The sequence below is a fragment of the Kitasatospora sp. NPDC059803 genome (genome assembly GCF_042732255.1).
Taxonomy (GTDB): Bacteria; Actinomycetota; Actinomycetes; order Streptomycetales; family Streptomycetaceae; genus Kitasatospora.
Genome location: NZ_JBHWIJ010000217.1, coordinates 1 through 14,812, shown reverse-complemented (window position 1 = coordinate 14,812; position 14,812 = coordinate 1). Strand labels below are relative to the sequence as shown.

Annotated in this window: 15 protein-coding genes; 13 read left to right on the top strand and 2 right to left on the bottom strand. The window is 75.1% G+C overall.

The genetic code is table 11. From position 1 onward, the window contains the following. Positions 1-66 precede the first annotated feature (66 nt). The gene (locus ACFV6I_RS28285; protein WP_380428331.1) at positions 67-588 is read right to left on the bottom strand and encodes a hypothetical protein; all 522 of its coding nucleotides are present in this window, start codon (positions 586-588) and stop codon (positions 67-69) included. A gap of 101 nt (positions 589-689) precedes the next feature. Further along, positions 690-2,447, bottom strand: coding sequence for an ABC transporter ATP-binding protein (locus ACFV6I_RS28280; protein WP_380428330.1), 1,758 nt, complete (start codon positions 2,445-2,447; stop codon positions 690-692). Positions 2,448-2,740: 293 nt separating this feature from the next. Between ACFV6I_RS28280 and lxmA the strand changes: the two genes are divergently transcribed. The 13 genes from lxmA (at position 2,741) to ACFV6I_RS28215 (ending at position 14,730) form a co-directional block, all read left to right on the top strand. Next, positions 2,741-2,956 (top strand): lexapeptide family class V lantibiotic, encoded by a 216-nt coding sequence (gene lxmA / locus ACFV6I_RS28275; protein WP_363377816.1) that lies wholly within the window; start codon positions 2,741-2,743, stop codon positions 2,954-2,956. Between the two features lie 96 nt (positions 2,957-3,052). Beyond that, entirely contained in the window at positions 3,053-3,685 is a 633-nt protein-coding gene (gene lxmD / locus ACFV6I_RS28270; RefSeq protein WP_380428328.1) for a peptide terminal cysteine decarboxylase LxmD, read from the top strand. Continuing rightward, a complete protein-coding gene (locus ACFV6I_RS28265) occupies positions 3,682-4,653 on the top strand; it encodes a hypothetical protein (RefSeq protein WP_380428327.1) in 972 nt (323 codons plus the stop codon). Before lxmD ends, ACFV6I_RS28265 begins: the two co-directional genes overlap by 4 nt. Then, complete coding sequence (gene lxmK / locus ACFV6I_RS28260; RefSeq protein ID WP_380428325.1) at positions 4,640-5,821, top strand: class V lanthionine synthetase subunit LxmK; 1,182 nt, start codon at positions 4,640-4,642, stop codon at positions 5,819-5,821. Before ACFV6I_RS28265 ends, lxmK begins: the two co-directional genes overlap by 14 nt. Next, complete coding sequence (locus ACFV6I_RS28255; protein WP_380428323.1) at positions 5,818-6,801, top strand: T3SS effector HopA1 family protein; 984 nt, start codon at positions 5,818-5,820, stop codon at positions 6,799-6,801. Before lxmK ends, ACFV6I_RS28255 begins: the two co-directional genes overlap by 4 nt. A 1-nt stretch (position 6,802) precedes the next feature. After that, positions 6,803-7,597 carry a class I SAM-dependent methyltransferase gene (locus tag ACFV6I_RS28250; RefSeq protein ID WP_380428322.1) on the top strand — a complete coding sequence of 265 codons (795 nt, stop codon included), beginning with the start codon at positions 6,803-6,805 and terminating at the stop codon, positions 7,595-7,597. Continuing rightward, positions 7,594-8,865 (top strand): M16 family metallopeptidase, encoded by a 1,272-nt coding sequence (locus tag ACFV6I_RS28245; protein ID WP_380428320.1) that lies wholly within the window; start codon positions 7,594-7,596, stop codon positions 8,863-8,865. The genes ACFV6I_RS28250 and ACFV6I_RS28245 overlap by 4 nt, the downstream gene beginning before the upstream one ends. 6 nt (positions 8,866-8,871) lie before the next feature. Continuing rightward, the gene (locus tag ACFV6I_RS28240) at positions 8,872-10,173 is read left to right on the top strand and encodes a M16 family metallopeptidase (protein WP_380428318.1); all 1,302 of its coding nucleotides are present in this window, start codon (positions 8,872-8,874) and stop codon (positions 10,171-10,173) included. After that, entirely contained in the window at positions 10,170-11,216 is a 1,047-nt protein-coding gene (gene lxmJ / locus ACFV6I_RS28235) for a F420-dependent peptide dehydroalanine reductase LxmJ (RefSeq protein WP_380428316.1), read from the top strand. The genes ACFV6I_RS28240 and lxmJ overlap by 4 nt, the downstream gene beginning before the upstream one ends. A gap of 66 nt (positions 11,217-11,282) precedes the next feature. Beyond that, positions 11,283-12,158, top strand: coding sequence for an ABC transporter ATP-binding protein (locus tag ACFV6I_RS28230; RefSeq protein WP_380428315.1), 876 nt, complete (start codon positions 11,283-11,285; stop codon positions 12,156-12,158). After that, positions 12,151-13,023: an ABC transporter permease gene (locus tag ACFV6I_RS28225; RefSeq protein ID WP_380428313.1), complete on the top strand. Its 873-nt coding sequence runs from the start codon at positions 12,151-12,153 to the stop codon at positions 13,021-13,023. The genes ACFV6I_RS28230 and ACFV6I_RS28225 overlap by 8 nt, the downstream gene beginning before the upstream one ends. 87 nt (positions 13,024-13,110) lie before the next feature. Then, on the top strand, positions 13,111-14,268 hold the full coding sequence (locus ACFV6I_RS28220; RefSeq protein ID WP_380428312.1) for a hypothetical protein: 1,158 nt from the start codon (positions 13,111-13,113) through the stop codon (positions 14,266-14,268). Between the two features lie 138 nt (positions 14,269-14,406). Further along, complete coding sequence (locus tag ACFV6I_RS28215) at positions 14,407-14,730, top strand: GMC oxidoreductase (protein ID WP_380344044.1); 324 nt, start codon at positions 14,407-14,409, stop codon at positions 14,728-14,730. Positions 14,731-14,812 lie beyond the last annotated feature (82 nt).

Here is a 14,812-nt window from a genome sequence, read left to right as displayed (position 1 = left end):
GGAGGAGATCCCGTACGGGCCCGGCGCCATGCCGTCCGCGGGCCGGCGCGCGACCGGCCCGGCGGCTCAGGGGATGAGGGCGCCGACCCCCTCGACCACCAGCATCCAAGTGGGCTGCCCGCCGGTGCCGAAGGCGGAGGCGAGGACGTACCCGATCGCGGCGTCGGCGGGGCGGGCGGGGGCGTCGTCCCGCCACTCCACGATGACGATCTGGTCGCCGTCGCAGGAGAAGTCGCCGAGGCGCTTGCCGTCACGAATGAGCCGGCTGCTGGGGATCGAGTCCGGGACGAGGACGTAGACGGCACCGTCGTACGTGGTCTCGACCCGGTAGGACTTCCGGCGGAGCTTGCCCCGGCCCGGCCGCAGCGGCACCGGCGAGCCGTCGACGGTCAGCGTCAGGTGGGCGGCGTCGCGGGTGCCGATGGCGATCTGCGGGTCCGGCTCGCTGCCCGGGTCGCGCTCCAGGACGGCGGTGGGGATCCGCTCCCCGGAGACGGTCACCCGGTCCTGGCCGTCGACGCGGACGGTGATCTCGCCGAACAGGGTGTCCTCGGTGGTGAAGGGGGCGGGCGTCGGCAGGTCGGTCATCTGCGATTCCTTTGGTGGGTCGTAACTCCGGCCGTCCGGAACAGAATTCGCGGGCCGGAATTCGCGGGCCAGGGTGATTCTCTCATTCAACGGAGAGGGAATCACCCGTTGGCGGACGCCAACTGACTTCCCGCCAGCTCGCGGTAGAAGGCACTGCGGTCGAGCAGTTCCCGGTGGGTGCCCTGGTCCAGGACGCGGCCGCGGTCGAACAGGACGAGACGGTCGGCCGAGGTCGCGGTGGACAACCGGTGGGCGATCAGCAGCACCGTGCACTCCCGCGCAGCCTGCTCGACGGTGGCCCGCAGGGCCTGCTCGCTGCGGCCGTCCAGGTGCGCGGTGACCTCGTCCAGGAGCAGCACCTGCGGGCGGCGCAGCAGCGCGCGGGCGATGGCCAGTCGCTGCCGCTCGCCGCCTGAGAGGGCCAGGCCCCGGGCGCCGACCTCGGTGTCGAGGCCGTCCGGGAGGCCGGCCACGAAGTCCGTCAGCAGCGTCCGGCGCAGCACGTCGGCGATCTCGTCCTCGGCGGCGTCGGGGGCGGCGTAGAGCAGGTTCTCGCGCAGGGTCCCGGCCAGCATCGGGGAGTCCTGCTCGACGTACGCGATGCGACGGCGCAGTTCGGCCCGGGGCACCGCGCGCACGTCGGTGCCGTCCAGTCGGATGCTGCCGCCCTCCGGGTCGTAGAAGCGCTGGAGCAGGGAGAACAGGGTGGTCTTCCCGGAGCCGGAGGAGCCGACCAGCGCAGTGATCCGGCCGGCCGGCGCGGTGAAGCCGACACCGTCGAGCGCGGGGGCGCGGCCCGGGTAGGCGAAGGTCAGGTCGGCGACGGTGACGGCGGGCGCCACCCCGTCCGGGCGGACCGCGGCGGCGTCGACGTCGTCCTCGACCTCCATCCGGTTCAGCTCCTCGATCCGGCTGAGGGCGCCGAGGCCCTGCTGGAGCGAGGAGAAGCCGCCGACCAGCGAGACGATCGGGCCGCCGAGGTTGAACAGGTAGAGCAGGAAGGTGACCAGCGCGGCCAGGTCCAGGGTGCCGGTCGCGGCGAGCACGCCGCCGAGTCCGATCACGGCCAGGAAGGACGCCTGGACGACCAGGCCGGCCAGCACCGCGATCAGCGCCTGGTAGCGGGCGCCGCTCAGCCCCGCCTGGTAGGCCCGCTCGGCGGCGGCCGCGGCACGGGCCGTCTCGGCGGCCTCGCCGCCGTTGGCCTTGACGGTGCGGGCGGCGCCCAGGGCGCGGTCGAGGGCGGCCCCGATCTCGCCGACCGACTCCTGGGCGCGGGTGGTGAGCGTGCGGATCCTCGGCATCACCAGGCCCAACGCGATGCCGACCACCACCAGGACAGCCGCGGTGATGCCGAGCAGCGGCAGGCTGACCACACCCATCAGCCCGATGGTGGCGATCAGGTGGATCGAACCGTCGACCAGCTGGATCAGGCCGCCGGTCGCGGCGTGCTGCACGAGCGTGCTGTCGGAGGTGACCCGGGTGGTGAGGCTGCCGGGCTCGACGCGGTCGAGCTCGGCGGTGCGCAGCCGTATCAACCGGGCGATCAGGCCCTTGCGGACCTGGAGGACGACTCGCTCCGAGGTGCGCTCGCCCAGCCACGCCTGTCCCCAGGTGAGCACGACGGAGAGCGCGAACAGACCGCTCAGGATCAGGATCTCGTCGCGCAGTCCGCTGCCGGTGGTGAGCCCGACCAGGACGTCCTGGACGACCAGCGGCTGGGCCAGGCCGGCCGCGCTGCCGAGCAGGGTGAGGAGCAGCACCAGGGAGAGGACCCCGCGGTGCGGCCGTGCGTAGGCGAGCAGCGCACGCAGGGCGGGCCGCTCGGCCGGAGTCTTTTCTGCGTCAGGTGTGGTCACGCCTGTATTTGTATCCCCTTCAATGCGCTGCTGGATATGGTCACTTGCGGCAATGCCGGGGCCGGAATTGACACAAGGGTCCTTGCCGGAAGGGGTCTTGCCGGGTGCGGCCATGCCGGAACGGGAATTGCCGGGTCCGGCGATGCCGCAATTGCCAGTGGTGGAAGGGATTTCCGACGGGTCAGGATGTGACTGTCCGCAAGGGACACGGCCCGCCGGCCGATCCGGGAACAACCGGTCGCCGGCCGACGGCCCGGTATCGGAAGTCCATTTCCCAACGGAGGTTTGTCCTCATGCAGCACACGACCGAGCAGGACCTGTTCGACGGCTACACCGCCTACACCTCGGCGGCGGAGCTGGGCCTGGCCGACGGCAACGAGGCCGGTCCGGCCTTCACCCCCACCATCCCGTGGGCGATCCGCGCCACCATCATCTCCGCCAAGTCCTCGCAGCAGTGCGCCGCCGCGCTCGGCTCGCTCGCCGCGCGGACCATCGAGAGCAAGTGCTGATCACGCTCTGACCCCTGGGGCGGGACGGCGTCGGAACTCCGTCGCCGGACCGCCCCGGCTCGTCCGGCCGGAACGTGAAAGCACCGAGGAGGCGCAATGGAAGACGACGCGGGAGTGCCCGACCCAGGATTCCGGCGGATTCTCCTGGCAGGCACCGGGGCACTCGGGGTGGCATTCCTGCCCTTCTGGATCAACTGGTTCAGGAACGCCCTGCCGGCCGTGGAGTTGCGGGTGGTGCTCACCCGTTCCGCCTGCCGGTTCGTGTCGGCGGGCGCGGTGTCCGCGCTCGGCGGCCGCGAGGTGTTCGTCGACGAATGGGTCGACGCTCCGCGCACCGGCGGGGAATCCGGGCTGGCGGCGCCGCACGTCGAGCTCGCCCGCTGGCCGGACCTGGTCCTGGTGCACCCGGCCACCCAGCACTTCGTCGCCCGGTACGCCCTCGGCATCGCCGACACCCCGCTGCTGCTCGCACTGCACGCCACCGACGCCCTGGTGGGATTGGCCCCCTCGCTGCCTCCCGCCGCCGAACGCAACCCCGTGGTCCAGGAGCACCTGCGGACGCTCCGCGCCCGGCCCGGGGTGGTGGTGGCGCCCACCGTCCCCGCGGCCAGCGCCGCCACCGGCGACGTGGCGGACGGCGGCGCCGCGCCGCTCACGGAACTGCTCGCGCTCTGCGCCGACCGGCACGGGGAACACCGCCGGGAGCCCGACGGGGAGGGGGCGACATGACATCCGGCCCCGTGGAAGCCGCGTTCCCCGCGAGCCTGGACGGACTCGACCCGGTGGCCGAGTACGCCACCGGCCTCCAGGCCACCAGGGTGCTCCGCGCCGCGGACGGCACGTTCTGGTGGTGGCAGCGGCCCGGACCCCGGCACCCGGGCCCGCTCACCGCGCCCGCCGTCCCGGTGCCGCCCCGGCCGCCGGACGACCCGGGCGCCGCCCTCCTCGCGCTGCCCCGACAGCTCGGCGACGGGCTGCTCTACCGGACGCCCGGGCCCGCCTCCGCCGCCGCCTGGCTGCGCGACTTCCGCCCGGCGGCCCGCCTGCTGGTGGCCGGCGCCCTGGCCTCGGCGGCACGCGGACTGCGCGCCCTGCACCAGGCCGGGCCGCCCGCGCCCGAGCGGGCCGGCCCTCCGCCCGGGCTGCTCCGGCTGCGCGCCTGGGCCGTTTCGGACGACGAACTGCGGCGCCGGGCACGGCGCTTCTGGGGCCGTCGGCGAACCGGCCTGCTGCTCGGCTGGGCGACCGAGGCGGCGGAGGGCGCCGACCCGCGCCGGCCCGTCCACGGCTGGGCCTCGCTGGGCTCCCTGGTGCCGCCGCTGCACTCCGGCCGGACGGCCCTGCTCACCGGCCCGGACCTGGGCACCGGCCGCCCGGAGCTGGACCTCGGCTGGATCGTCGGCGACCTGGCCGAACTCGCCTGGCGCCTCCCGTCGTTCGACCGAGCACCGGCGCCGTACGACTCCGCCGCGCTGCGCCGAGTGTTCCTCGACGCGTACGGCCCCGGGCCCGACCCGGTGCTCACCGGCCGCTGCGCCGTCCTGCGGATCGCCGTCCACCTCCAGGACTTCGCCCGCTTCCAGGGCTGGGACGACGAACTCCTCGACTACCTCTCCTTCACCGCCGACCTGATCGACCACGAGGGACGGCCCGCGCTGCCCCCGAACCCCGGAGACGACCACCATGACCCCGCCTGAACCGGCCGGCGGACCGGCCCTGCTGCGTTACCGCCCCACCGATCCGGCGGCCTCCCCGGCCGTGCAGGAACTCCTCGACCACCTGGGGCTCGGCCGCCTGGACCCGGACGGCCTGACCGGCTACGGCGGCCGCAACGACAACTGGGCCGGCCGCACCGCCAGCGGCGAGCGGGTCTTCCTGAAGACGGTGGCCCGCGCGCCGGACGGCACCAGCGGCGAACTCGACCGCGCACTCTCCTTCGAGGCCCTCGCCCACCGCCTCCCGGCCGACTCCGCACTGCGCAGCCCCGAGCACCTGGGCAGCCACCGACCGGGTGCCGTGATCGCCTACCGGCTGCTGCCCGACGCCCGATCCGGCACCGAGGTCGCGCTGGACGACGGCTTCGACGACGAGCTCTGCCGCACGGCCGGCCGGGCCCTGGCCGCCCTGCACGACCTCGACCCGAGCGGCGCCGACCTGGACGACGGCGAGGCACCGCTGCCCCCGCTCGACTGGCTGGAGGCGCTCCCCTGGAGCGCGCTGCAGGACCGCAGCATGGGACAGATCGCCGCCTGGAAGCTCGTGCAGGACGACCCGGAGGTGGTGGCGGCGCTGCGCGGCCTGCGCGAGCGGGAGCGGACCGCGCCCCGCACCCCGGCCCACTGCGACCTGCGCTTCGACCAGTTCATCCTGGCCGACGGGCAGCTGTACCTGTGCGACTGGGAGGAGTTCCGGCTCGCCGACCCGGCCCGGGACGTCGGCGCGTTCGTCGGCGAGTGGCTCTTCCACGCCACCTGCTCGGCCTTCGCCCCCACCGGCGGCAGCGGACAGGAGGCCCCGGTCGGGTTCGACCTCACACACGACGAGGTGCTCCGGCGCGGCCGGGAGGGCCTGCGCCGCCACCTCCCGCGCGTCGAGGCCTTCTGGCAGGGCTACCTGGAGCGCCGCACCCCCGACCCCGGGCTCGCCGGACGGGCCGTCGGCTTCGCCGGCTGGCACCTCTACGACCGGCTGATCGCCACCGCCCAGGCGCACGCCACCCTCAGCCCGGTGGCCCGCGCCGCGGCCGGAATCGGCCGCACCCTGCTCACCCGCCCGGCCGGGGCCGAGGCCGCCCTACGGCTCCACTCCCCGACCCCGGCCGGGACCACGCCGCGGCCCACCCGACCGACCGGGAGCACCCGATGACCCCGACCCGCGCCCGACCGCTCGCCCCGCGCCTGACCGCCGCCCTCGACACGGTCACCGTACGGGCGGACGCCCGGCAGGCCGTCGTCGCGGGCCGCGAGCTCACCGCCGCGAGCCCGCGCGAGCTGCGCGGGATCCTCACCAACGCGCTCTACCGGGAACTCCACGCGGGCAACACCCCGCGCGCGGACGCATCCAAGACGGCCCCCCGCCGCAACGCCCGCGACACCGCGCTGGAACGGCGGTACGCGGACGGTGTCCCCCATCGATGGGCCCCGGCCGAGGGCCGGCTGATCGGTGTCCGGCCCCACGGCGGACACCTGATCGTTCAGCTGCCCGAGATCACCACCCGCATCCCCGCCGACCGACTGCTCGACCCGCCCGACCCCCGGCCCGGCGACCTGGTGCGCCTCGCCGTCGAGGCGGCCCGGCCGGCCCTCTCCCCCGGCTTCTTCTACGTCATGGGATCGCGGCGACCGCCCCGGCCGGCCGGTCCGACCCGCCGCCTCTTCGTGCACCTCACCGGTCCCGACCCGGCGACCGCGCACTGGGCCGCCGTGCTCGCCGCGCTGGAACGGACCGGCGCCGGCTACCACGCCAAGGTGCTCTCCGACCCGGAGGACTTCCCGCGCCGCGACGCCCTGGTGGTCTACCTGCACGGCGACGACGGAACGGCCGAACGGGCCGTCACCCACGCCGTCCTGGGCCTGCCCGGGCGCGGCGACGACATCTCGACGTTCACCGACGAACTGGCCCCCGGCCTCGCCGCGGCCTGGGACCCGGCCGACCCCCGCCCCGGCCGGCGCGACCTCAGCTTCGGCCAGCACCGCTGCCTCGTGCTCGCCACCGCCCTGATCGACCACGCCCTCGGCCCCGGCGGCCGGAGCCTCGCCGAACAGGTGGCCCGCGCCTTCCGGCAGGCCGGCATCGACCCCCTGCACCCCGCGCACAACACCACTGCGGACCCGGAGGACAACTGACATGACCGACACCGCACTCGAGGCCCGGCAGAGCACGGCCGGCGGCTTCGGCACCGCGCTGACCACCGCGTACAGCGAGGCGCTCGCCGGGGTGTACGACGACGTCTACCCCGACACCCCCGACCTCGACGACATCGGGACGTTCCTGCTCACCCTCGCCCACCCCGGCGCCCGCGTCCTCGAACTGGGCGTCGGCACCGGCCGGGTGGCGCTCCGGCTCGCCGAGCAGGGCTTCGAGGTGCACGGTGTGGAGACCTCCCCGGCCATGCTCGCCCGGCTCGCCGAGAAGGACCCGCGGGGCCGGGTCGTCCCGCACCTCGGCGACCTCACCGGCCTCGACCTCGGCCGCACCTTCGACGTCGTCCTCGCGCCGTTCAACGTGTTGTGCTGCGCGACCGCGGTCGACGAGCAGATCGCCCTGATGCACGCGCTCGCCCGGCACACCGCGCCCGGCGGCCACGTCGTCACCGAGACCTTCGACCCGAGCGACCACCACGTGCAGAAGGGCAACGCCGTCACCACCCACCCGGTCGGCGAGCGGGGCGCGATGATCGAGTCCGTCGCCGTGCTGCCCGCCTCGCAGAACATGCTGGTGCAGAACACCCTCTTCCTCGACGGCGCCCCGCCCAGCTGCGCCACCACCGTCCTGCGCTACCTCTGGCCCTCCGAGCTGGACCTGCTCGGCGGCGTCGCCCGCCTGGAACTGGTCGCCCGCCACTCCGGCTGGCGGGAGCAGCCCTTCGACGGCGGGGACAGCCGCAAGATGTGCGTCTCCGTCTTCCGGCCGCTGGCATGAGCAGCCGTCCCCTGCCGTACCGGGAGCGGCTCGACAACGGGCTGCGGGTGCTGGTCGAGCCGACGCCCGGGCACGGCCGCGGGCTCGTCGCGGTGGCCCTGACGGTGGCGGCGGGCAGCGATGACGACCCGGCCGGACGGCACGGGATGGCACACCTGGTCGAGCACCTGATGTTCCCGAGGGGTGGGGCAGCGGGGCCGGACGCCGAAGAGGGTCACGCAGCCCGGGTGGCGTCCGCGGGCGGGGTCTGCAACGCGGAGACCCACCGCGACCGCACGGTGTTCCACACCGTGGCGCCGGCCCCGATGCTGGACGACGCGCTGGGCTGGGAGGCCCGCCGGCTCCAGGAGTTCACGCCCTCGGCAACGGCGCTGCACACCGAGACCGAGGTGATCGCCGAGGAGATCCGGGGCACCTCGACGGCCGGGCGGCTCTGGAGTTCCGTCCTCGCCGCGCTGCAGCCCGGCGCTCGGGACAGCTACGGCACGCCGGGCGAACTGACGAGGGCCACCGTCGCCGAGGCCGTCGGGTTCGTCCGGCGGTACTACCGGCCCAGTGCCATGGTGGTGTCGGTCGTCGGCGAGGCGGCCCCGGAGCGGGTGGCCGCCCAGGTCCGGGAGGCGTTCGGCGGCCTCGCACCCGACGCCCGCACCCCGCCCACCCGCCCACCGGACCAGGGCGCCGCGGCCGCCCCGCACGCCGGGCCCGGGCGTGCGACCGTCACCGAACCGCTGCCCTGGCCCGGCGAAGCCGTCGCCGTCGGCCACCTGTCGCCCCCGCCCGCCCGGGACCTGCCCGCCCATCTCGCCCAGGTGGTGCTCACCGAGGTGCTCGGCCGAGGCCGCCTGCCCGCCCTCGTCCGGCACGACCCCCGACTCACCTCCGCCCGGGTCAGCTGCGGCCTGTACGGGCAGTGGCCCGGCGCGACCGCCCCCGAACCGGTGCTGGCCGTGCTCGGCCGTGCCCCCGGTGTCCGTGCGGAGGACGCCGCCGAGGCCTGGACCACCGCGCTGCGCGAACTCGCCCACCGGCCGCCCGAAGCGGCCGAACTGCGCCGCGCGGTCAACACCCTGCTGCTCGCCTGGCACCGGGGCGCGGACTCGTTGACCGCCCGTGCCGTCGCCCACGGGCACCACGCCCTACTGCTGCCCGGCGGCGGGGCGGCCGCCCTCCCCGACGAGCTCCGGCGGACCACCCCCGGAGAGGTGTCCGCAGCAGCCCGGGCCCTGCTGGCCGGGCCCCGTTCCCTGACCGTCCTGGGCGGATGAGAGGCCATGGCCCCGAAACACACCACCACCCCGACCGACCGACCGCACCTGGACACCGTCCTGCCCAACGGGCTGCGCCTGGTGGCCGTCCACACCCCGGACGCGCCGCTCGCCGAACTTCGCCTGGTGATCCCCTGGGCCCGGACCGACCCCGGATCGGCGGCGGCCCAGTACGCCCTCGCGGCCTGCCTCGGCACCGGTGCCCGCACCCCCGCCGGACGGTCACTCACCCGGCAGGACATCGCCGACCAGGCCGCCGACCTGGGCGCGGAACTGAGCACCGTGGTGACGGCGGAGTCCCTGGTCATCTCCGTGGGAGTGCTCTCCCCCGGGCTGGCCAAGGCCCTCGACCTGCTGGCCGCACTGCTGCTCCGGCCGGTCTACGCGGACCGCGAGACCGCCCTCGCCCACGCCCGGCTCCCCGGCTCGGGCCGTCGCCCGGCAGCGCGGACCCGGCTCCGCGCCGCCCTGCTCGCCCGGGCCTTCGGCGACCACCCGATGCTCGCGGCGCCGTCCGCCGCACCGCCCCCGCGGCCCGCCGAACTGCACTCCCTGCACCGGTGCGCCGTGGTGCCCGCCGGGTCGGTGCTGCTGATCACCGGCGAGGCCGATCCGGTGGCGGTGGGGGCGTGGGCCGGCGCAGCACTCGGGTCCTGGCAGGGCAGTCCGTCCGACCTGCTCCTGCCGGCCTTCGCCCGTTCCACCCCCGACCCCGGCCGCACCACCGTCACCCCGGTGGACACCGCCGGGCAGGCCATGCTCCTCACCGCCGGTCCGGCCGCCCGCGGCCACGCCCCGCTCCACCTCGCCCAGTTGGTGCTCGGCGGGCACGCGTCGAGCCGACTCGCCCAGCGCCTCCGCGACCGGCACGGCCTCGCCTACGCCGTCTCCGCCACCCTCCGGGAGAACCGGGCCGGCTGCTGGTTGGAGACCGAGGCCGCCGGGGCCCCCGGCACCGCCGCCCGCCTCGCCGACGAGGCCACCGGTTGCCTGTCCGAGCTCGCCGAGCACGGCCCCACCGCCGCCGAGGTCGAACGGGCCCGCGCCTACGCCCTCGGCTTCACCCGGTTCGCCCTCGCCACCCGCGCCGAGGAGGCCACCGCCCTGGCCGGGTTCCTCGCCGCAGGACTCCCCCTCGACTGGCTCGACCACTACCGCGGGGCACTCGCCGAGGTGACCGTACGACACGTCGCCGAGGCTGCCGCCGAGTTCCTCGACCCGACGCGGGCGGCTATCGCCACCCTCGACGCCACCGCGCCGACCGCCGACACCCCCGGCGTCCTCCACGAGACGGAGCCCCCAGCATGACCCCCGACCCGGCCGTGCTCTACCCCCTCCAACCCGACCACCCCGAGCTGGTCGCCCCCTTCGCCGCCGCCGCACACCGCAGCGGCGCCCGCCGGCTCTGGCTCTGCCAGTCCTTCCGCGCCGAACCGCACCAGACCCTGGCCTACCTCGCCGGCCGGGGGCACACCGTCCCGGTCGGCACCGCCGTCACCCTGCTGCCGCTCCGCCACCCGTACGAGGCCGCCGTGCAGGCCCGGTCGCTGTCGCTGCTCACCGGCGCACCCTCCGTCGCCGGATTCGGCATCGGCAGCCCCGGCTTCGTCGCCGGCCTCACCGGGCGGCCGTACGCCAGCCCGCGCCGCGCCGTCCGCGACTACCTGACCTCCTTCCGGGCCCTCCTCGACGGCGAGACCATCGCCCACGACGGCCGGTACCACCACCTTCAGGGCGCCCTCGCCAGGCTGCCGCACGCCGAGGTCGAGGTCGGTGCCGGCGTGCTCCGCCCCGGCATGGCCCGCACCGCCGGCGAGGCCGCCGACGTGGCCATCACCTGGATGACCCCACCCGGCTACCTCGCCCGCACCCTGCGCCCCGCGCTCCACGAGGGGGCCCGGGGGCGCCCCGCCCCGCCCCGGATCGCCACCGCCGTACACGTGGTCACCACCGCGCCGGGCCGCGACCCCCGTCGGCTCGCCCTCGCCGCCACCCGCGAGCACCTGGCCACCCCGCACTACGCCGACATGCTGCACCGGGCCGGCGTCCCCGTCGACCCGCACGACCCCGACGGAACCGCGCGCGCCCTGCTCGACTCGGGCGTCGTCCTCACCGGGACCCCGGAGCAGATCGCCGAGGCCTTGCAGGAGTACCACCGCGCCGGAGTCGACGAGATCCTGCTCAACCCCTCGGCCGTCCTGCTCTCCGAGGGCGTCCACGCCGCCGCCGAGGAGATCGAGCAGATCGTCGCCGCCTGCCGCGCCACCCGACGACCGCAGCAAGCTGCCAACGACGGACAGCATGCTGCCCCCGCACCGGCACCCGCACCAGCCGGCCGGCTGCTTGGCTGAGAGGACGTCGAGCACCGCACAACGGGCTGCGCACGCACCGCACTTGATCCGTCAGGGAGAGGCCTCTTGACCGGCAATGACCACACCCCCGCGGCACCCGGGCAGCGCAACGGCGCCGACCGCGTCCACGCCGGCCCCGGTGGCCCGGGCCACGGCGACAGGGGCGACGGCGACAGGGGCCACAGCGACGCGAACCACAGCGTCGCCTTCTCGGGCGTCGGCAAGCGCTTCGGCCCGCACCAGGCGCTCGACGACGTCACCTTCGCCCTGCGACCCGGCCGGGTCACCGGCCTGCTCGGTCCCAACGGCGCGGGCAAGAGCACCCTGCTGCGCATCCTGCTCGGCCTCGCCCGGGCCGACCACGGCACCACCCGGGTGTTCGGCGCCGCGCCCGGCACCCTGCCCGACGCGGCCCACCGCATCGGCGTCGCCATGGACGCCCTCGGCTTCGCGCCGCGCCTCACCGTCCGCCGGCACCTGGAGGTCGCCGCCCGCGCGCTCGCCCTGCCGTCCGACCGCGTCGACCGCGCGCTGGAGCAGGTGGGCCTGGCCGGGGCGCCCGCCCGCAGGCGCTACAAGTCCTGCTCCACCGGCATGCGGCAGCGCCTCGCCCTCGCCACCGCCCTGCTCCCCGATCCCGACCTGGTGGTCCTGGACGAGCCGTTGAACGGCCTCGACCCCAAAGGCATCCGCTGGATGCGCCACCTCGTCGAACAGCTGGCCGCACGGGGCCGCACCGTCCTCATCGCCAGCCACCTGCTGTCCGAGGTCGAGCAGAGCGTCGACGACATCGTCGTACTGCATCGCCGCATCCTGTTCCACGGCCCGCTCGCCGACCTCGTCCGGCAGGGCGGCGGCAGCCTGGAAGCCGCCTACTTCAACCTGATCGACGGTCACGCCCCTACGGCCGGCACCCCCCGGGCGGAGGCCTCCCGTGCGTGACCAGCTCTCGGCCGAACTCCTCAAGGCCCGCTCCGGCACCGCCCTCCCCGCGCTCCTGCTGCTCGCGCTGATGCTCGCCGCCCTGGGCCAACTCGGAGCCGTCTACGCCGAATCCGGCATCGAGGACCCCGGCGCGGCCACGGCGGCCAGCCACCGCGTCCTGACCATGGCCGGCTCCTGCTCCCTGTTCGCCACCGTCCACGGCGCGCTGATCGTCACCGCCGAGTTCCGCTCCGGCGCGATCGGACGCACCGTGCTGCACGCACCCGGCCGCTCCGCCGTGGTCATCGCCAAACTGGTCACGGCCGCCGCAACCGGGCTCCTGTTCGGGATGCTCGCGGTCCTCGCCTCGGCGGCGGTCGGCGCCCTCGCGCTCGCAAACCTCGGCAGCACCCTCGTACTCGACGCCCGCAGCTGGCAGATCGCCGCCGCCGTCGTCGCGGCCTGCGGCTTCGGCGGGCTCTGGGGCGCCGCGGTCGGCTGGCTGGTCCGCCACCAACTCGCAACCATCGTCGGCCTGCTGGTCTGGGGAACGGCCGGTCAGCTGATCGTCCTCGGCCAACTCCCCGCCCTCGGCCGCTTCCTCCCGGACGGCGCCCAGTACGCCCTCCTCGGCGATCGGCTGACCTTCCCCGACGCACTACCCGCCCCCTGGGCGCCCTTCTCCTCGCCGCCTGGTGCGCCCTGTTCGCCCTCGGCGCCCACGCCCTCTTCCTCCGCCGCGACATCTGACCGCCGCCCGATACGACACGCCTGCCGACCAGCGGCTTGTCGACGTAGATGTCGACACCAGTCGTCGGCAGCTGCTCCACGACCCCGCCCCACCAGTCACTGCTGGATCTTCCAACTCTCCTTCAACACTTAATAGTTGCGCCATCCAATGGCAATGGAATCCCCTAGGCTTCGATCCACCCGGTGCCCGGCGCGGCGCACCGGACGACAAGGGGAGGACATGATGAGGACCCCGGCAAGCGCGTTACGGCGCGGATCCCGCTGGACCGTCTCGGCGGCGACGGCGGTGGCCCTGCTGCTCGGTGGGGCGGGTGTCTCGGGGGCCTCGGGGGCGGCCCCCTCCGGCGTTCCCGACGGCCCCGTCTCCGGCGTTCCGGGGGCCGTCCGGCTCGCGGAATTCACCTGGGAGAAGGTCACCGAGGCGGTCAGTGCGGACGGCCGCACGGTCTACCTCGTGCTGACGGACGTGGTCGGCGGGCGCCAGGGCGTGTACCTGTCCACCGTCGACACGCAGACCGGCACGGTGAGGGCCCGCCTCCCGCTCGGCGACCCGGCACCCTACGGGCGGCCGGCCCTCAGCCCGGACGGCCACCGGCTGTACGTCGGAGTCGGCTCCGCCGTCTACGTCATCGACACCGCGACCAACACGGTCAAGGCCCGCATCGCCGCGCCGGCGCAGCAGTTCCCGGCGGGCTGGACCCCGGGCGCGGCGACCAGTCTGGCCACCGACCCGGACGGCGAGACCCTCTACGTCGGCCAGTCCGGGCCCTCGGGCCCCGCCGGGCAGGAGGAGCCGGGCCGGATCCTGGAATTCTCCACCGGCGACCAGGAGTTCATCGACCAGACGGCGGTCACCGCCCACACGGTCAACGATCTCGCCGTCCTGCCCGACGGGAGCTCCCTCTACGCGGGCACGAACCTCGACCTGCTGCGCCTCGACATCAGGACCGGGATCGGCACCGCCAAGGTCGTCGACCCCGGCGCCAAGGACGAGCTGGCGCTCTCCCCCGACGGCTCCTTCCTGCTCGCGCTCGGGTCGGTCCGCACCTACTCCGTGGGCATCGGGCTCGACACGGGCACGGACAAGGTGCGCTACCTCATGAAGTACGGCTCCGGCTACTTCGAGTACCACCACCCGGCGATGAACACCGACGGCAGCCGCGTCTACCTGCTCGGCGGCCCCTCCTACACCATCCCCGTCCCGCTGTACACGCTCGTGCCGGGCGAGAACCGGTTCGACCAGAGCGTGCGCCTCTCCGTCCCCGAGACGTACATCCACGCCCTCGCCGCCGGGCCGGACGGCCACTCGCTGTACGTCACCGGCTGCGTGTACTCCGACTCGGCGAAGGGCTGCTTCCTGCGAACCCTGCAGATCTGACGCCGCGCCGGTCCGAGCGCGCGGGCGGCCCGTACGAGCACCTGCTCGCACGGGCCGCCGCCGTTTCGCGCGGCGGTTGACCTCAACCGGCCCACCACCACCGCCGGTACGACCCAGTCCACCACGGCGATCAACGGGGTGCTGAGCCGGCTCAACGCCGTCGCCCCCGGCTCGTCGACCAGCTTCACCAGTCCCGGCCAGACCTCGCACTCGCTCGGCGGCGTGCCGCTCGGCGTCGCGACGGACTCCGGCGGACAGCTGAAGAACTACCCGAACCTGTTCGTGGTGGACGGCTCGCTGTTCCCCGGCGGCGGGCTCCAGGCGACCCCGCCGGCGCTCACCATCACCGCGCCGGCCGACCGCCTGATATCCGGCATCGCCGGCTCGGCGATGGTCACCGCCTCCTCCTCGGCCGCCGCGGGCATGGCATCCGCGGCCGCCTCCGACACCTCCCTGCGGTAAGGACGCGTCGTCAAACCCCCACCCGCGTGACGGCATTGGACACGCACCCTGAGACTGGTCCGCAAGGCGCCCGGTGCCCGCG